This is a genomic window from Polaribacter vadi (genome assembly GCF_001761365.1).
Classification (GTDB): domain Bacteria; phylum Bacteroidota; class Bacteroidia; order Flavobacteriales; family Flavobacteriaceae; genus Polaribacter; species Polaribacter vadi.
In genome coordinates this window covers 1086737-1106378 of sequence record NZ_CP017477.1, presented here as the reverse complement: position 1 = coordinate 1106378, position 19642 = coordinate 1086737, and the positions used below count along the sequence as shown (strand labels likewise).

Annotated in this window: 17 protein-coding genes; 9 read left to right on the top strand and 8 right to left on the bottom strand. The window is 30.3% G+C overall.

Translation table 11 applies throughout. From position 1 onward, the window contains the following. The first annotated feature begins 5 nt into the window (after positions 1-5). The 8 genes from LPB03_RS04975 (at position 6) to LPB03_RS16510 (ending at position 12911) form a co-directional block, all read left to right on the top strand. Positions 6-1925 (top strand): RagB/SusD family nutrient uptake outer membrane protein, encoded by a 1920-nt coding sequence (locus LPB03_RS04975; RefSeq protein ID WP_065318983.1) that lies wholly within the window; start codon positions 6-8, stop codon positions 1923-1925. 12 nt (positions 1926-1937) lie between these two features. Beyond that, the gene (locus LPB03_RS04970; RefSeq protein WP_065318984.1) at positions 1938-3134 is read left to right on the top strand and encodes a DUF4959 domain-containing protein; all 1197 of its coding nucleotides are present in this window, start codon (positions 1938-1940) and stop codon (positions 3132-3134) included. Positions 3135-3148: 14 nt separating this feature from the next. Continuing rightward, a complete protein-coding gene (locus LPB03_RS04965; RefSeq protein WP_083187102.1) occupies positions 3149-5839 on the top strand; it encodes a carbohydrate-binding protein in 2691 nt (896 codons plus the stop codon). Between the two features lie 411 nt (positions 5840-6250). Beyond that, the gene (locus LPB03_RS04960; RefSeq protein WP_170324203.1) at positions 6251-7108 is read left to right on the top strand and encodes a glycoside hydrolase family 16 protein; all 858 of its coding nucleotides are present in this window, start codon (positions 6251-6253) and stop codon (positions 7106-7108) included. Between the two features lie 101 nt (positions 7109-7209). Then, a complete protein-coding gene (locus tag LPB03_RS04955) occupies positions 7210-9006 on the top strand; it encodes a glycoside hydrolase family 3 protein (RefSeq protein WP_231953137.1) in 1797 nt (598 codons plus the stop codon). Between the two features lie 49 nt (positions 9007-9055). Beyond that, entirely contained in the window at positions 9056-10561 is a 1506-nt protein-coding gene (locus LPB03_RS04950; RefSeq protein ID WP_065318985.1) for a glycoside hydrolase family 30 protein, read from the top strand. Between the two features lie 12 nt (positions 10562-10573). Next, complete coding sequence (locus LPB03_RS04945; protein WP_065318986.1) at positions 10574-12112, top strand: sugar porter family MFS transporter; 1539 nt, start codon at positions 10574-10576, stop codon at positions 12110-12112. A gap of 538 nt (positions 12113-12650) precedes the next feature. Then, a complete protein-coding gene (locus LPB03_RS16510; RefSeq protein ID WP_083187108.1) occupies positions 12651-12911 on the top strand; it encodes an SOS response-associated peptidase family protein in 261 nt (86 codons plus the stop codon). A gap of 1082 nt (positions 12912-13993) precedes the next feature. Here the strand turns inward: LPB03_RS16510 and LPB03_RS04940 are convergent. The 4 genes from LPB03_RS04940 to LPB03_RS04925 are packed head-to-tail and all read right to left on the bottom strand — an operon-like array spanning position 13994 to position 15572. After that, entirely contained in the window at positions 13994-14176 is a 183-nt protein-coding gene (locus tag LPB03_RS04940; RefSeq protein WP_065318987.1) for a hypothetical protein, read from the bottom strand. Further along, the gene (locus tag LPB03_RS04935) at positions 14166-14414 is read right to left on the bottom strand and encodes a hypothetical protein (protein WP_065318988.1); all 249 of its coding nucleotides are present in this window, start codon (positions 14412-14414) and stop codon (positions 14166-14168) included. Before LPB03_RS04935 ends, LPB03_RS04940 begins: the two co-directional genes overlap by 11 nt. Then, complete coding sequence (locus LPB03_RS04930) at positions 14392-14814, bottom strand: DUF5675 family protein (RefSeq protein ID WP_065318989.1); 423 nt, start codon at positions 14812-14814, stop codon at positions 14392-14394. The genes LPB03_RS04935 and LPB03_RS04930 overlap by 23 nt, the downstream gene beginning before the upstream one ends. 2 nt (positions 14815-14816) lie before the next feature. Next, a complete protein-coding gene (locus LPB03_RS04925) occupies positions 14817-15572 on the bottom strand; it encodes a hypothetical protein (protein WP_065318990.1) in 756 nt (251 codons plus the stop codon). A gap of 149 nt (positions 15573-15721) precedes the next feature. Here LPB03_RS04925 and LPB03_RS04920 point away from each other — a divergent pair, with 149 nt between their 5' ends. Next, a complete protein-coding gene (locus LPB03_RS04920) occupies positions 15722-15919 on the top strand; it encodes a hypothetical protein (protein ID WP_065318991.1) in 198 nt (65 codons plus the stop codon). Positions 15920-16337: 418 nt separating this feature from the next. Here the strand turns inward: LPB03_RS04920 and LPB03_RS04915 are convergent, their stop codons facing one another. The 4 genes from LPB03_RS04915 to LPB03_RS04900 all read right to left on the bottom strand — a co-directional run bounded on the left by LPB03_RS04915 (position 16338) and on the right by LPB03_RS04900 (position 19578). Next, positions 16338-16790, bottom strand: coding sequence for a pyridoxamine 5'-phosphate oxidase family protein (locus LPB03_RS04915; protein ID WP_065318992.1), 453 nt, complete (start codon positions 16788-16790; stop codon positions 16338-16340). A 63-nt stretch (positions 16791-16853) separates the two neighbouring features. Continuing rightward, positions 16854-18071 carry a metallophosphoesterase gene (locus tag LPB03_RS04910; protein ID WP_065318993.1) on the bottom strand — a complete coding sequence of 406 codons (1218 nt, stop codon included), beginning with the start codon at positions 18069-18071 and terminating at the stop codon, positions 16854-16856. Beyond that, positions 18072-18662 carry a CDP-alcohol phosphatidyltransferase family protein gene (locus LPB03_RS04905; RefSeq protein ID WP_065318994.1) on the bottom strand — a complete coding sequence of 197 codons (591 nt, stop codon included), beginning with the start codon at positions 18660-18662 and terminating at the stop codon, positions 18072-18074. It lies immediately after the preceding gene. Between the two features lie 4 nt (positions 18663-18666). Next, positions 18667-19578, bottom strand: coding sequence for a mechanosensitive ion channel domain-containing protein (locus tag LPB03_RS04900; RefSeq protein WP_065318995.1), 912 nt, complete (start codon positions 19576-19578; stop codon positions 18667-18669). Positions 19579-19642 lie beyond the last annotated feature (64 nt).

Sequence of the window (19642 nt, the reverse complement as noted above, 5' to 3'; positions counted from 1 at the left end):
AAAAAATGAAAATAAAAAATAAAATTATACTAGTATTCTTTTTCTCAATCTTCACTTTCAGTAGTTGTGAAAAATATTTAGATATCGTACCAGATGGAACACAAGAATTACGCTTACTTTTTAACAGAAAAGAAACAGCCTATAATTCGCTAGCTAATTGTTATAGTTATTTACCTCAAAATGATGGTGCATATGCAAGTTATGTGCTTTTAAGTGATGAATTGGCTGTACCAGTTCCAAAAGAACCAAATGCAATTAGAGTTATGAAAGGGCAACAAACAGTTTCTAATCCTTTAATGGGCTATTGGTCTGGCTTTGGTGCTATTGGTCGAGGACAAGGATCTTTATGGGAAGGAATTCGGAGTTGTAATATCCTTATTGAAAATATTGATTTGGTTGTTGATATGAATCAATCAGAAAAAAATCAATGGAAGGCAGAAGTAAGTTTCTTAAAAGCATATTATCACTTTTTATTGCTGAGTAATTATGGCCCTATTCCAATTATAGATACTAATTTACCAATAGATGCTTCTGATGAAGAAGTAAGATTAGATAGGGAAACAGTAGATGAGTGTTTTTCTTATATTGTAAGTACTATTGATGATGCAGTTGCTAATTTACCTGAAAGAGTTATTGGTAATAATGATTTAGGAAGAATAGATAAAGTAATAGCAAAAGCAATAAAAGCAAGAGTATTATTATATAGTGCTAGCCCTTTATTTAACGGGAATTCTGAGTTTTACTCTAATTTCATAAATAAAGACGGTGTACATTTTTTTAATCAAAACTTTGATGAATCTAAATGGCAATTTGCAGCAGAAGCAGCAAAAGAAGCTATTGATGCTGCTATAACTCAAGGGGTAAGTATGTATTATTATACAGATACTCCACCTACTTTTGATGCGAATAACTTTCAATTTAAGTTTATTAGAGATCAATACAACAATCGTTTTGCGATTACAGAGCCTTGGAATTCTGAGTTAGTTTGGGGTAACTCAAGCCCAGTAACGAATGGGCAGTTTTGGCAAATTCAATCTCCAGCTTTAATGAAAGACCCAAACTCATCTTCTGTAGAAGCTGCTTGGCAATGGTTATCGCCAACTTTAAGAATGGCAGAAACCTATTATACAAAAAACGGATTACCAATTGATGAGGATAAAAATTTCGATTATTCCAATAGATATGATATCGCTACAATTGCCTTTAATCAAAGATTTTACGCGCAATTTGCAAATAGAACTGCAAAATTAAATTTAGATAGGGAGCCACGTTTTTATGCCTCTTTAGGTTTTGATAGAGGTATTAATAGAACCTGGGGTAGTATTTGGAATTTAAAAATGAGAAGTGGAGAAACACATGGTAGGGTTGCAAATACAAATGATTTTTTAGAAACGGGTTATGCATTAAAAAAACTTGTACACCAAGATACAGAAGGTGATGCTTATAATAAAGCAATTTCTTATCCATGGCCAATGATACGCTTAAGTGAATTGTATTTAAACTACGCAGAGGCTTTAAACGAGGCTAATGGACCATCAGCAGAAGCTTATGAGTCTTTAAATATGATACGTCAAAGAGCAGGAATACCTACTGTTCAAGATGCTTGGAGTAATACAGATAATGCAATTACAGTAAATAAACATTTAAGTAAAGAAGGTTTAAGAGAAATTATACAGCAAGAACGATCTATAGAAATGGCTTTTGAAGCACATCGTTATTACGATGTTAGAAGATGGAAATTAGCAACACAGTATTTTACCACGCCAATTAAAGGTTGGTCTGTTAATGAAGAATCTGAAGCAAATTACTACCAAATTAGAGAAATAGGTCAACGTTCATTTAACTCTCCTAGAGATTATTTTCAGCCCATAAGCTTTACAGAACTCTCTAGAAATCCAAATTTAATTCAAAATCCAGGTTGGTAAAAATAGATTATTATGAAAAAACAAATGCACAAAATAGCGCTTTTATTAGTATTTATTTTAACAATTTTCGCTTGTTCTAATAATGAAGATGGAGATTCAATTCCACCAGGAATAGTTTCTAATATTACAATAGTACCAACAAATGGTGGAGGTATTATTAATTATTCACTGCCAGCAGATGATGATATTTTATACGTTAAAGCAATTTATACAAATTCGCAAGGAGAAGAAGTTTTTAAAGTGGCAAGCAAGTACAATACTTCTTTAGAAGTAAATGGATTAAATCAATCTACACCCGTAAACGTAAAGTTATATGTAATTGATTTGAATGAAAATGTATCCAATTTTGTAGAAGTCAATTTTACACCTTTAGAATCTTTTATTTTTTTAGTGCAAGAGAGTATCGATATTACTCCAGATTTAGGAGGCGTAAAAATAACTTGGGAAAACATAGCATCTAAAACTGTCTTTGTATATGTTCATATTCTTGACGATGGGGAAGAAACCATTAGAATATTATCATCAAACAATTCTCAAGAAAGTATTTTTTTAAGAGGTTTAGCAGCTAATGAACTTACAATTTCTACTAAAGTTGAAGATTTTGAAGGAAATATAACAGCGTTAGAAGAAAAAGGGAAATACACACCTTTGTTTGAAGAAAAAATAGATAAATCAAGCTGGACACTTATTGCGAATCAATCTATAAATGGAAATGCTTATGAAGGACTAACCGTAAACTTCTGGGATGATGTTGTAGATACAGTTGAAACAGATGCTGATAACAGTTATTTTATTATTAATAGAGATGATAATGGAGGTAGCTTAAATTTTCCATTAGATATTGTAATTGATTTAAATAAAAACATCAAAATTCAACGATTTAAAGTTTGGCAAAGAGCATTTTGGTATAATGGTGGTGGCGTTACCTATCATTATCAAGAAGAAAATTTAAAGTCTTTTGATTTATATGCTAGCAACGATGCACAAACTTGGGATTTATTAGGGCAATTTGATATTGGAGACCCAAGAGATGCAGCTGGCAATATTCCTTCACCAGCTTTTCAAGAAGCTATAGAAGGTCACGAATTTAGTTTACCAAACACATCAGATCAATTTCGATATTTAAAATTCTCAATCACTTCAAATTACGGTAGTACTCAGATTACAGTTGGCTCAGAAATTACCTTATATGGTTTAGATAATTTATAAAAAATAAAATAAAAATGATAAAAAAATATGTAATGTACCTGTTTTTAATAGGTGCAATTTCTCTGAACGCCCAAGGTTTAAGAACTTTAGGTAAAAAAATCATCAACTCAAAAGGGGAAGAAGTTTTATTAAAAGGAATAGGCTTAGGTGGTTGGATGTTACAAGAAGGCTATATGATGAATTCTTCTGGAGCCGCAGATACTCAGCACGAGTTTATAGAAAAGTTAAACCTGTTAATTGGCGAAGAAGAAACCAAAACTTTTTACTCTAATTGGCGAAAGAATTTTTTCCAAAAACAAGATTTAGATTCCATTAAAAAATGGGGATATAACAGCGTGCGTTTAGCTATGCATTACAATTTGTTTACACCACCCATAGAAGCTGAACCTATACAAGGCGAAAATACTTGGTTAGAAACAGGTTTCGAAATGGTTGACGAACTCTTAACTTGGTGCGAAGCAAATGAAATTTATCTTATTTTAGATATGCATGCAGCTCCTGGAGGCCAGGGGCAAGATGCTGCCATTTCAGATTATGACTCAGATAAACCTTCTCTTTGGGAAAGTGAGCTGAATAAAAGTAAAACAATGGCTTTATGGGGTAAGTTAGCGGAAAGATATAAAGACAAAGAATGGATTGGCGGTTATGACTTACTCAATGAAGTCAATTGGCCTTTGGGAGATAGCGTACTTCGCGATTTATATGTTAGAATTACCAACGAAATAAGAACTTATGATTCCAATCATATTCTTTTTATAGAAGGAAACTGGTTTGCCAATGATTTTTCAGGATTAACACCTCCCTGGGATTCCAATATGGTCTATAGTTTTCATAAATATTGGACCTATAATGATACTGCTTCCATTCAGTGGGTTTTAGATCTGAGAAATCAACACAACGTACCTCTTTGGATGGGAGAATCTGGTGAAAATTCGAATGTTTGGTACACAGAAGCTATCAATTTATTTGAAGACAATAATATTGGTTGGTCTTGGTGGCCTTGGAAAAGAATTGCGACAACAGTGAGTCCTTTTTCAATAAATTCAAATCCAAAATACGAAGCTATCATTAACTATTGGAAAGGGGAAGCTGCAAAACCATCTGTGCTAGATGCTATAGATGGATTAAAACAAATAACAGACGATTTGTTAGTAGATAACAACAAATACTATAAAGATGTGGTTGATGCTTGTATTAGACAACCACAAGATGAAACTCATATTCCCTATAAAAACCATACAATTCCTGGAGTTATTTATCTTTCTGATTATGATTTAGGAACAAACGGAATCGCTTATAATGATATTGATTATGCAAACTATTCATTATCTACAAATGAATATAAAGCATGGAATTCTGGGTGGAATTATAGAAATGATGGTGTAGATATACAAACCAATACAGACAACACCAATAGCAATGGGTATCATATTGGCTTTACACAAAAAAACGAATGGTTAAAATATACCGTAAATGTTGAAGAAACAGGTTTTTACAATTTCAAATTTAGATATGCTACAGAACAAAGTGGTGGAAAACCAAAGTTCTTTTTAGATGAAGTTGATTTTGCGGGAGATGTTACTTTAGGAAGTACAGGAGGTTGGAGTAATTTTGTATTCCAAACCGTTTCCAATAAATATATGGAAGCAGGCAAACATATACTAAAAATTTTGGTTGATGGTAATGCATCCTACAACATGAGTAGTATTGAGTTCTTAAAATCAACAGAAACTATACCCAGTTTTAATGTTTTAAGTGCCAGCACAAATGATGATGAAAAATCGCTTAAAATCGTTTTAAATCAACCTCTAAATAATCAAGAACTTACAAATAATCCGTTTGAAGTAACCGTAAATAATGCCACGAGAACCATAACATCAGCAGCAATAGACCCTTCTAATAATCGATTAATTGTTATTGAGTTGGCTAAATATTTATTCTATCAAGATGAAATAAAAGTAAGCTATATAGGAAATAGTATTACATCAACTTACAATGTTGCACTATCTAATTTTCAAAATAAATTAGTTAATAATAATTTGATAACGCGTTTATTGATTCCTGGAAAAATTCAAGCCGAAGACTTTTCTACACAACAAGGGCTAGAAACCGAAAATACAACAGATACTGGCGCAGGTCAAAACATTGGTTATACAGATGCTGGAGATTACGCAGAATACTTAATTTATATTTCTGAAAGTGGTTACTACAACTTAAACCTTAGAACTGCAGCAGAATCTAGTGCTGGGAAAATTGAATTTGAACTTTCACATAATGAAGTTACTCAAAGTATTTCTACCATAGACTTACCAGTAACTGGTGGTTGGCAATCTTGGCAAACAACTGCAACACAAACAACTTTAAACGAAGGTATTTATACGTTAAAAATGAAAGTGTTACAAAGTGGTTTTAATATGAATTGGTTTGAGTTTGAATTTACAAGTAGCTTAAGTACAGAAGATGTAATTAAAAATGGTGTAAAAATTTTCCCAAATCCATTTACAGATAATTTTAATATTAAATTAAACAATCAACAAATCATTAAAGATTTAAAAATTATGGATTTAAATGGTCGTTTGATAAAAAATATACACCCTACAGAATCTAATGGAGTTTATAATTTATCTAGCTTAAAATCAGGAGTATATTTATTATCAATAGAAACAGACAAAGGGAGTTTTCAAAAAAAACTCATAAAAGACTAAGTAGTTAGAAATTGAAGAAAATTGTAGCATCTTTTACAATTGTGTATTTAATTTTTAAACTTCCTTTTGCAATATCAAAAGGACAATAAAGAAGAGTGCTAAAAATTATTAAAGACCATTTTTCTAAAACAGGACATAACAAGAAATAGAAAATAGAAGCAGTTATCAATTATATAAGTCATAAAAGAACAAATTATGTAGTATTTGAAAGTAAAAAACCTTTTATAGCGATGAAGAAATGGATGATAATTTAGCAGATTTAAAAAGTCAAAAAAATGATTCATCTAATATTGATATTTTTAGTAAAATACTGATTTTGATATTTGTATATGACAATTAATGGTGTTTTGCAACGGAGTCCTTCATAAAAAAAATAATATTTTATAAAGAATATAATTTAAAAACCATATAATGAAAAAAAGATATTTAGCAACGCTAATGCTAATTGCAACGCTAATAGTTGCCTGTAAACCAAAAGAAAAAAAAGATTCAAATAAGAACCAAACTTCAAGTGAATGGAAAGTAGATTTTCTAGACAATTTTGATAAATTTAATTCAAATAACTGGCAAGACCAACGCATTTGGGTAAATAATGAAACACATTGCTATGTGCCAGAGGGTGAATTTGGAACAAGAGAAGTGAGTCAGGGTACCTTAAAATTGAAAGTGGTAGATACTGGCAAACCAAGCCCCTGTGATAACTTGGATAAAAATGGAAAACAGCATCCAGAAACACAATATGTAGCAGGACGTATTGTATCTAAAAATAAAAAAGAATTTATTAAAGGTAAATGGACAGCTAGATTAAAATTAGGTAGTAATGGTGAGCCAAGTATGTTTCCTGCTTGGTGGATTTTAGGTGCACAAAATAACGAGTCACCCGTACAAGAAGAAGATGAGAATATTTGTTGGCCTTTAAAAGGTTCTGGTGAGATAGATATTTTTGAACATCATGGAGATCATCAAAAAGACCATTTTACAGCAGGCGCTATTAAAAGTTTAGGCGAATGTGATAAAGGTGATTGGTGGAGCTTGAGAAAAGGTTTCGATGTTACTCTAAATGAATATCATGAGTACTCTGTTGAGTGGGAAGGTAGTGACTTGGTATATAGAGTTGATGATAAAGAAATTTATAGAAATGTTGGCGAAGGTGATAAATACCCTGAACCCATGTTTGCGATTCTAAATTTTGCAAAAATTACAGATTCACCGATGTCAGGTAAAGAATGGGTTATGGAAGTTGATTGGGTAAAACACGAATATAAATAAGCATTAAATTTTATAAAAATCAACTTTACAAACCTAATTTATCAATAAAATTTTATAGACAAAATTATATGATTCCATACAGGATTAACCCTAAGTTTTACTTGCTATCAATTGTTTTTTTAAGTTCATTTTTAAATGGATGTAAAAAAAATACTTATTTTGATGAAGATAGACTCATTGAAAACAAAGTTGATTCATTATTGACATTAATGACTTTAGATGAAAAGATAGGACAAATGTCTCAAGTAAGACATTTTGCAGATATGGATTCAGATAATGATATTGCTACAAAACTCATTGGATCTGTAATCCATACCCAAGGTCCAAATCCAGGGAAAGATGCTTTAGGATGGCAAAACAGATTTAAAACTTTGCAAGAAAAAGCTTTGTCAACGCGTTTAGGAATTCCATTATTATTTGGCGTAGACGCAGTTCATGGTCAAAATACATTTCAGGGTGCAACTATTTTTCCTCATAATATTGGTTTGGGCGCAACTCAAAATACAACTTTGGTAAAAGAAGTTGCTCAGATTACGGCTTTAGAAGCTCAAGCTACAGGCTTTAATTGGACATTTTCTCCTTGCATTGCAGTTCCTTACAATGAAAAATGGGGAAGAGTGTACGAAGCATTTTCAGAAAACACAGTATTAACAAGTAAAATGGCAAAAGCTTCAATAGAAGGCCTTCAAGGAAATTTAAAAGACAGTCATACAGTAATGGCTACTGCCAAACATTTTATTGGTGATGGAGCTACAGATTTTGGAATAGAAGGAGGAAATACGTCTTTATCTATGAAAGAAGTTTCAGAAAAATTATTGCCACCTTACAAAGCTGCAGTAAAAGCCAAAGTAGGTGCAGTAATGGCTTCATTTAACACGTTAACAGGTATGCCAATGCACACTCATAAAGCTTTAATTAACGATACGTTAAAAAAAAGCATGGGTTTTGACGGAATTGTCATAACCGATTGGAAAGGGTATTCTAGGTTTGGTAGAAATGAGGTTATTAATGCTGGCGTAGATATGGTAATGGCTGTTGATGGTGATTTAGATATATTTCAAAATGGATTAAAAAATGCAGTTGCGAATGATGCAGTTTCTATTGATAGAATTAATGATGCTGTAAAAAGAATTTTAAGACAAAAGTTTAGACTAGGCTTGTTTAAAAATCCATATACAAAAACCTCTTTAATTTCTGAAATTGGCAGTCAAAATCATCGAAATAAAGCAAGACAGGCTGTAAGAGAATCTTTGGTATTATTAAAAAATGAAAATGCTACTTTACCAATAAGCCAAGAAATAAAAAAAATAATAGTAGTAGGAGAGCATGCCAATAATTCAGGATTGCAATCTGGAGGTTGGACAATGGCTTGGCAAGGTACAAGAGAAAACTATAAAGGTGCAACTACAATTTTAGATGGGATAAAAGCTAAAACAAACGCAGATGTAATCTATGATAAAGAAGCTAAAGGAAATTATTTTGATGCAGATATAGCTATCATTGTGGTTGGTGAAACGCCTTACGCAGAAATGTTTGGAGATATAACTGATGGCAAAGGAGAACGCAGACTTACATTAAGTGAAAAACATCAAAAATACATAGAAACCTACACTGCAAAAGGTGTTAAAACAGTGGTTGTTTTAATTTCTGGAAGACCTTTAGTAACAACGAAACAAATAAATTTATCTGATGCGTTTATAGCAGCTTGGTTGCCTGGTTCTGAAGGTGATGGAATCGCAGAAGTTCTTTTTGGTAATTTTGATTTTAAGGGGAAATTACCACATTCATGGCCAAAATCAGTAGAAGATTTTAACGAAAAATATGGGGTCAATTTTTGGGATAAATCAAAAAAACCATTGTTCGATTTCGGGTTTGGTTTAACCTATAAGAACAATTAAAGGAATAGTAAATAGTTATCAATAAATTTAATTTTAAAAGAATAAAAAGATGAAAGAAAGTTTAAAAAAACAAGCCTTATATTTTTGTGTACTTTTTCTTTCTTTTGGTTTTTTTCAATGTAAAGAATCAAAAAAAAATGATCAAAAAGATCATAATAAAGAACAAATTTCTTTTGATATTAGAACTGCAAAAGCAATAGTGTATACCACAGCTCACAACTCAAAATTAAAACTTACACTAACAGACACCATTTTATTTTCAGATTTTAAACAGCCTTTAGAAACTGAAATTGATATAATGGTAGATCCTAAAAATGAGTTTCAAGAATTTGTAGGAATAGGTGCAGCATTAACAGATGCTTCTGCAGAAACTTTTTATAAATTAACAAAAGAAAATCAAGAATTGTTTTTAGAGGCTTATTATGATGAAGAGAAAGGTATTGGATATTCTTTAGCAAGAACGATTATTCATAGTTGCGATTTTTCAAAAGCAAGTTACACTTATATAGAAGAGGATGATAAAGAATTAAATACTTTTTCTATAGAGCATGATAGAAAATATAGAATTCCATTTACCAAAAAAGCAATTGAAGCAGCAGGCGGTCAATTAACCATGTACGCAAGCCCTTGGAGCCCCCCTGCATTTATGAAAACCAATGATAATATGTTAAGAGGAGGTAAATTAAAGAAGGAGTTCTACCAACCTTGGGCAAATTATTATGCTAAATTTATAAAAGCCTACGAAAAAGAAGGAATACCAATTTGGGGCCTTTCAATTCAAAATGAACCAATGGCAGTGCAACGTTGGGAATCTTGTATTTATACAGCAGAAGAAGAACGCGACTTTTTAAAAGATTATTTAGGACCAACTTTAGAAAAAGAGGGTTTAGGAGATAAAAAAATAATTGTTTGGGATCATAATAGAGATTTATTATATCAAAGAGCTAGCACTATTTTAAACGATCCAGAAGCAGCAAAATATGTTTGGGGTACCGGTTTTCATTGGTATGAAGACTGGAAAGATGATAACCCAATGTTTGAAAATGTAGCAAGTGTAAATGAAGCTTACCCTGATAAAAAATTAATTTTTACAGAAGGATGCAATGAAGGATATGATCTTGAAAGATTAGAAAATGAAGATCCATCATTAGCAGAACGTTATGGAAAAGCAATGATTAAAGATTTTAATAACGGCACTGTTGCATGGACAGATTGGAATATCCTTCTAGATGAAACAGGAGGTCCAAATCATGTTGGTAATTTATGTTTTGCACCAGTGCATGGAAACACACAAACAGGGGATTTAAATTTTACCAACTCATTTTATTATATAGGTCATTTTTCTAAATTTATAAGGCCAGGAGCAAAAAGAATAAGCAGCGTTACAAGTTCTAATAGTATTATTTCTACGGCTTTTAAAAATAAAAATAATAGTATTGCTATTATAGCTATGAACACTTCTAATAAGATGTTAGATTATACCGTTACAATTGATTTAAATACAGCTAAATTAAAAATACCACCTCATTCAATTCAAACAATTACACTTAATTAAAATAATATTTATATGACCAAAAAATTAATATTTATTGCCTTTGTAGTTTCTTTGGGTGGGTTTCTTTTTGGCTTTGATGCAGGAATTATTTCAGGAGTTATGTCTTACGCTGGTCCTGAATTTAATTTAAGTGATATTCAATCTGGATGGGTAGTGAGTTCTCCTTCTTTTGCAGCAATGATAGCAATGCTATTTTCTGGAAGATTAAGTGATAAGATTGGTCGTAAAAAAATGTTGCTTTTTGTTGCTTTTTTATATGCAATTTCAGCTGTTTTTTCGGCTTTAGCTTGGTCTTACGAAATCCTTTATATTGCAAGAATGATTGGTGGTTTGGCTTTTGGTGCAGCCTTGGTTTTAGCACCAATGTTTATTGCAGAAATTTCAACAGCCGAAAATAGAGGGAAATTAGTTGCTATTCAGCAATTGAATATTGTTCTTGGTTTTTTTGTTGCTTTCTTAAGCAACTATTTCTTTAATAAATATAACATTTCTGGTGATACGTTTTTGACTGATGAAAATGTTTGGAGATGGATGTTAGGTGTAGAATTAATACCCGCTCTTTTATACTTTATATTTTTATTCTTTGTGCCAAGAAGTCCACGTTGGTTGTATTTAAGAGAAAAATTTGATGAAGCAAAAGAAGTACTTCATCAAATTCATGGTAAAGTAAAAGCAGAATCAGAAATAGCTTCAATTGATAAAAATGTACAATCAGAAAAAAACAAATCAACTTTAAAAATTAAAGATTTACTAAAACCTTCTTTGCGTTTTATTTTAATGGTAGGTTTAGTTGTTGGAATTTTACAGCAAATTACAGGAATCAATGCCGTTTATTTTTATGCAACATCTATCTTTAAACAAACAGGTGTTGGAACAGATGCTTCTTTTTCATCTGGAATTTTATTAAGTACAATTACGGTAATTTTTACTTTTATTGCCATGTATTTAATTGATAAAATGGGTAGAAGACCTTTGTTGTTAATTGGCACTGCAGGTGTAGCAATAAGTTTATTATTATGCGCCTATGGTTTTAATCAGGCAACTTATCAATTAACTGAACAAAAAGTAAAACAGTTTGATTTTCAAGATTCTCAAAAATTGTTACAAATAATTGATAAAGTCTATGATAATGATGTTGATTTTAAAGATGATTTAAAAACTATATTAGGTAATAGAATTTATAGTAAAAATGATGGTGTAATTATAGAAGCTGCAGCCAATATAAATGCAAACTTAATTTTGGTAGGAATTTTAGGATTTATTGCATGCTTTGCATTTTCATTAGGGCCAGTAATGTGGGTGTTATTGTCAGAGCTATATCCAATTAAGTATAGAGGTCTGGCAATTGGGGGTATTGCTTTCGTAAATTCTTTAATTAGTTCTATAGTTCAATTAATATTTCCATGGGAGTTATCTAATTTTGGAAATGCGTTAACTTTTTTTATATTTGGAATTATAGCTTCTTTAGGTTTTATAATTTTTATCAAAATTTTACCTGAGACGAAAGGAAAATCTCTTGAAGAATTAGAAGCAGAATTGATCAAAAATTAGTTGTAAATAAATTTTATAAAAATTGTTGTGTTTTTATTAAATTGAAATGTTTTTTTAGTCTAATAAAGTCTTTATTTTTATAAAAAAAAATAACGAAATCGCGTAAAGTAAATTATTAAAATAATCCAATCTAAGCTATACCCGTTTTAGAACACGATTTTAAAATAAATAGGGTAAAAAAGGTCTACTATGTAATTGAATTATTCAGTGCTAAAAATTTACCAGGGTAGTGTCACTATCTGATCATGGTCAAAGATTACTATGAAAGGAAAAAAGAACCTTAACCCTATCTTTAACTAGACACAGTATTCATCAATGGAAAAAAAAGTAAATTTAAACAACAATTGAAGAAGTAATTATAACGCAAATTGTACTCAATTCACAACAACATCAACAACAACAACAACAACAACAACAACAACGACAACAACAACGACAGATGTGTTTTCATACCAAGCAAAATAAAATAATAAAAGAAGTGGCAAAGAAATTCAAAGCGTAATTAGAAGAAGGAGCTGTTGCAAAACCCAGCAAGCATATCAATGGTTTTTATGAATGGCAGCATCGAGGCAAAGAAAAGATAAAATGCGAAATAGATTTTAACAGTCAATTATCTGATTTTGCAGGATTATACACAAACAATACCTATACAATTACAACTACAGAGGCAATGGGAGTAGGGAGTGTAATTCTTAATACAAAATTAAGAATGCCATTTAGTTTAAAAACAGAAAGCGATATGCAACGTTGGTTAAATAATGAAGAACTAGCTCCTCAATACAATTTTACCCCGACATAATTAGATTTTACACAACCTACATTATTCTAAAAGAACCCTAATTAAAAAGTTTAAGAGGGTATTATAAACTCCCCACAATACAAAATCCAGTTTTTTGCAAAAAAGCAAAAAGCCTCTGTCTTTTGTGTTGTTCCGCGCGCCACTCCAAGTTTAGAGTTTTAATATTCTAGCGGTACTTGCATTTTAAAGCTGATTTTTTCGCACACTCAAAAACAACTGTAAAAAGCAATCTTTAATATTGTTTTCATAAAACACAAAACTCCCCAAAGCTATCTTTACATAATGCGCAGTTATACTGCTTTTTCGTAAAAACTCCAGGCACTATAACGCCATTATGTAAAATAGCCGCACATCCAACACGCATATAGGATAGTAATAATAACAATTTGATATTTTAACAACAGGCAGTAGTTAATGCATTTGTTTTTACAAGTGCTTATGGGTACAATAAATAGTAAGTAGTAAAATATAAATGTGTCCAGTAATATTCAAGTCTCTTTTAAAGCACCTATAAAATCAAAAAAAGCCAATAAGAGTATAAATTTTTATTTTTAAAACATTTAAGCGGTTACCGTTTTCACTAAAAGCAAATGCGTTGGAATTTTTAAAGCATTCAGGAAAATAATAGAAGTCAGTAATATAAAAAAGTTGTAGTAGCATTCACTTTTAATAAAACCTAATAAAAGTGGTTAAGTACAAATAAAAATTTACACACTTATTCTCGCTGCTGCCAACGCACTACGTACTTCGTCTTTAATTAATTTAAAAAAAAGAAACCCACTTCTGGCAAGAAGCGGGTTAAAATTACGACAATTGTAAATCTAAATATTTAGATTCATTTGAAAAAGTATTTAAATATACGAAAAAAAATGTAAATTTTTGATTTTCAATCCATTATTATGTAATTCAATCGCCATTGGGCTCGCATTTTAAAAGTTTGATAAACTCCACGCGCTAACCAGCCTCTGTTTATCAAACTTTAAAAACGATAAAATTAAATGAGTTTTTTCCTCAGCTCATTCTTTAAGGAAAAAACACACATTATTTTTAGAATTCAATTTCGAAATTCTGAATTTCAATAGTTATTTTTTTGTTTTTATTTTAACCTTGTTGTGAAGCCATTTTAAAACAACAGAAACAAAAAAACTCACAACTGCACCCACAATTGCCAAAACAATGGTAGTAATTATATCTTCAACACCTATATGAACAATTGAAGATAAAAATAAACCACCAAAAAAACTGGCTTTTGTATTATGATCCATTTTTTTTAGAATTTTTCTCCTTTTCTGAAGTATCATCATCTTTTATCACTGCCTGACTTACAGCTGTGGCAACAGTTCCTGCCACTGTCATATAGGTAGCAATGGTAATGATGGTTGCAGGTATACTTAACGGAGCAGCAATAATTGCACCTCCTGCAGTAGCTAATGCAATACCAATATTTCTTAAAACTTTAAAAAATTTTGGAGTAGGTTTTTTATAACGTTCTATAATTTTCATAATTCTGTGATTTAATAATTAATAAGATTTTTTCTTTTCGGTCTTTAGCTTGATATGATAATGACAATAATTTTTGCATCGCATCTCTGGAATAGACACCTTTTCCGATACCACTTAAGTAAGTTACAGGAGCAATGCAGCCTTCTAAATCTCGTTTAGCATCATTGGCAGGATGAAATAAAATAAAGCTTCTACCTTTCACATTTTTCAAAATCAAATGATGCTTGAAGCGTTTTGAAAATCTTGGCTCAATTTGATATGCTCCTTCAGGAATGCAAGAAATAGTTCGTTTGTTATTTTTCCAGGGCAACTCAATCGTATGACAAAGAAATTTGTCAGAACAAAAGAGAGTACCATTAGTACCCTCTTTAAAATAAGCTCTTTGAAGTAATAACTCCATTCCTATGGCTTGTCAATAATAGTAACTGAAAGGGCATTATATGTGCCGTTTTTTAAAGAGTACATTTCTCCATTTACCTCTTGATAAAACTCTACCCCTAAAACTTGAACCACAGGTAATGTTGAGTTTGCAGTAATTGAAGCTGATAATGCAATAGCAGCTGTATCTGCAACTGTATAAGGTAAAATTGCAGTTTCATCATTTTCAAAAGTTGAGGTTTCATTCTCAAAATCTAATTCTGATGCTCCCATTACTACTTTAAAATGTGTTGTTCCTGCAGGAGCTGCAATTCTAACAGTTGGAGAAAAAGCTGCTAAATCTAAAGTTGCTTCTCCAGTAACTCTATCAAATGCTTTCGTAAATGGAGCAAATAAAGTAGCACCTAATTTTCCATTCAAATTAAATTCAAAAGCCTCTAAAAGGTTTAAGTTTCCTTCTTGTAAAGTTCTTGAGCCTCTCTCGTTAACAATATCCGTTTTGGTAATTGCAACCAAAATTTTTGTCAAACGAGAGACCACTCTTCTGTCTTTTGCATTTTGTAGAAGCACACGAATTGCATTACGTAATACTTTACCTCCCTTTCCTGCTCGTCCAAATTCAGAGCCATTTTCACGCGTTCTTTGAAACGCAGGATCATTCTGGATTCTCTTCTTATCCACACCACCTTTTTCACGAGCCAAATGCCCATCAGAAGTTTTGTAGAAAGAAATTCCACCAATAGTTCCCTTTAATTTGATAATTCCTGTTTGTTTTGCCATGATATTATATTTTTATGTTTAGGCAAAAAACCATACTTTTAAAGTAGAAATCAAAAATCATTAGTCAACCATTCCGAAACCTGTTATTTTTTCCGATTTAATATGGTGGCACTATCTAAAAAGTATAGATAAAGCATAGATAAAGTATTATGAATCCAAAAAGAGCTTGTATATATCCAAAAGATATTCAGCGCATCACAGGGCGCAGTGAACGTTATGGTCGCAAGTTATTAAATGATATAAAAAGTTTTTTAGACAAAGAACCTCATCAATTTGTTACTGTAAACGAGTTTTCAGAGTATTCTGGTATTCAGGAGGATATCGTAAATGAGTACATTAAAGACTAAATTAAAGGTTTACTATTCGGTTACCTATAGTTTTTTAAACTATGTATCTATCTGTATTTTAGTTAATTAACATTGTATGGTTAGTTCCTCTTTCTCCGCTGATAGATTTTCAATAATCATCAAAACCCTTTAAAACTTATGTTTTAAAGGGTTTTTGCTTTTCTATCAAACCCATAAAACTAATTAAATCAGGATTAAGTCCAAAAATTCTGCTTTTTATCTTTATTCCACAACTTTTGGACTTGATCTGATTTAAGATAAAAATAATAATAATATAGTTAGACAAGAAATTATACTTTAAGTTAAAAATCTAGATAAAAATTGTGAGGATAATTTCGTGCTTAATGGATGTAATATGCAACTCTTAAAAATTGTAAATTTAGTGATTATGGGTAAATTTGATTCCGTAAAATCTTTATTAATTAATTCTGGTTTTTCCTGTTAACTCATTTATAGTAATTTTACCAACAATAGGAATTTCTTCTTTGTTTATTTTGCTTGAAAACTCACCAATAAAATGTAAATTTATTTCTTCTTTTCTTAGGATAATATTTTTAATACCATCTGCAAATTCATGTAAATTATGTTTTGCATCAATACCAGAAAGCTCTTCAAAATTTCCGTGAGCTAAAACAGAATTCCAATTATCAATATTTTTTATTTCTGAAACCTGAAGAGAAACGTTATTATTTTTACGCATTGCATTTATTTTGTGTCCCTCAGAAGAATAGATAATTATTGTTTTTTTTCCATCAAAAAAATAAGTTATGGGCACAATAAAAGGACTATTTTTAGAGATATAACCTAAATAACCAATATAATTATCTGCTAAAAGCGTAGCGCATTCTTTTTGATTTAAACTTTGTCTCATGATATTGGTTTTTAATTCTTGGACTAAATTAGTTCATACATGAAATAAAAACAATGATATTTATCAGTTAAGAATTTCGAAAAGTGTAATTTCTGGTCTCATTCCTAATCTGCCAGGAAAACCTAACCAACCTAAACCTCTATTCACATATAAAATTTGATTATTATGTTTATACAAGCCAGCCCAATGTTTGTATTTTAATTTTATAGGACTCCATTGAAAATTTTTAAATTGAAAACCAGCTTGCATGCCATGTGTATGACCAGATAAAGTGAGCGAAATGGAAGTTTTATCAATGACTTTTTCTGCCCAATGAGAAGGGTCATGAGATAATAAAATCTTAAAAGGAATTTCTTGAACTTTTTGGAGTGCTTTTTGCAAATTTCCATACTGTTTAAAAGGAGGTTTCCCCCAGTTTTCTACTCCAATTATGGCAATTTTGTTATTTTTTTTATCTTCAATAACAGTTGCTTCATTCATTAATAATTTAAAACCAATATCTGTGTAAAATTGTTTAATTTTTTCAAAATTTTCTTTCTTTTTTTCTTTTGAATCCCATTCGCTATAATCTCCATAATCATGATTTCCTAAAACGGAATATTTTCCTTTTTTAGCCTTTAATTTATTAAATATTCTTTCCCATCCAATTAATTCCCAAGCATAGTTATTTACTAAATCTCCAGTAAAAAAAATGTAATCTGGGTTTAATGAATTTATTTTTTCGATAGCATTATTTAAAATAGAAAATTGATTATTAAAACTACCAATATGGATATCAGAAATTTGCACAATTTTTAATCCACTAAAGGATTTAGGCAACTTATTAAAGTGAAGTTTATGAGTGTGAATTTTAAAATGATACAAGGATTTAAAAATGCCATATAGAATAACAAAAAAAGGTAAGAACCCAGAAAATAATCCTACTAAAGGAACAAAAATTAATGAAGCAGTTTCAGAAAGTAAATAATTTGTAAAATGTAATATTGAAATTATAATTACAAAAATAAGTTTTGGAATAAATGAAGAAATAGCAAGTCCATAAAATGAAGAAATTAGCAATTGTTTTTTTGTAGGATTTATATTGTCTAATCTTAATTTTATTATCAGAATAGCTGTAATTAATCCTAATGTAAAAGTCCAGAAGAGGATATAGATAATATTTCTTAAAATATCAGAAATAATGAATTGTGTAATAGTTTGTAGCCAATAAAAAGCAAATATATCTACAATTAAGATGGCAATACATAAGAGAATAATTGTAAAAAACGAATATGATTTCATCTATAATTTTTTCTTTAATCGTCTTTTATCTCTAAGTGCCCAGTAAATACCTTTTACATCAGAAGCCCAATTATCATACATAAAAATGAGTGTAATTTCTTCAAAAGTTTCTAATAAACCTATGATTATCATTATATAAAATAGACTGTATTCTGGAGAAAAAAATAATGCCCAAAGAATAAAAACGCTTTGTAAAATGGCAGAAAGTTTTGCAAAATAAGTATGAAAAGCAGTGGCTTTTCCGTACTTAATATAAGCAATAATCATTTGTAATAGATAAGGAGTAAATACAATTAATATTAAAACTAAATTTTTTTGAATAAAATTGGTTTCGAAACATAACAAGCCAATAAGCCCAATAACCAATGTTATTTGATCGCCAATGGAATCTAATTGAGAGCCTCTAGCACTCGTTATTTTTAGTTTTCTAGCAAGATATCCATCAATGGCATCTGTTAAATAACTGATTAATAAAAACCACGTAAAGAGTAATTGTACATCAAACCAAATTAAGAGTAGTAAAAAAGGTGCAGCAAAAATTCGATAAAATGAAAACCAATCTGCAATATTAAAATTTTTAAATGTGAACATATATTTAAGTATTAATTGGCGTTTTTAAATCAATTTTTACATCTGGAATTTTTATCACTTCTAAAGTGGTAGAAGCTAGAATAACAGCATCATTTGTTTTCTCAATTTCTTTTCTAATTTTATCATGCAAAACATGTTTTGTAAGCCTTCTTTTTTTGAAATCGACAATATATCTTAGGTTGAATTGTATCCAATTATCTGTAAGTGTAATTGCTAAAGTAGGATCTACTTGTGCATCTTCAATATAATATTTATTAACCACAGCATTCCATTGTGCTTTGGAATTCATTGTATATTCTGAAAGTGTTTCTGTAGCGGTTTTAATAATTATTGATTTTGCCAAATCTATATTAGAACCATATCTTATAGGTAAATTAAATTCATCCCAAATAAAAGGAAAATCTTGAGAGTAGTTGTATACTGGCCCTTTAAAAACAAAGGCATTACTTAATTTAACAATTCTCCCTGTATAATTATCGCTGTTAACCCATTGTCCTATTTCCATCATTGTTGTGTAAATACTATCTACATCAATTACATCTCCTTTTATGCCATTAATTTCAATTCGATCTCCAGGTGTATATACTTTTACTAGAAAGATATAGACAGAACCTGCAATACTTAAAATTAGTTCCTGTAAGGTAAAAGCCAATCCTGCTGTAAATAAACCAATTATTACAGTAAAATCTTTAATAGTTCCTGTAAAATAGATGATTATGATAATCAATAATACAATATACCCAATAATTTCAACCCCTTTTTGAGATTTATAACGTACAGTTAAATTCGGAATTTTCTTTTTTAGATATTTCCTTAAATAATTTATTATGAAGAATACAAACAGAATTATAATAAGGAATTTCATAATACTCCATAAAAAAGGAAACTCATTTATAAGGTTTTCAAAATATTCCATTTTCTGAATGAATTTATTAGAGGCTATGGTAATTTAATTTATCTGTAGTACGATTTTATTAGTA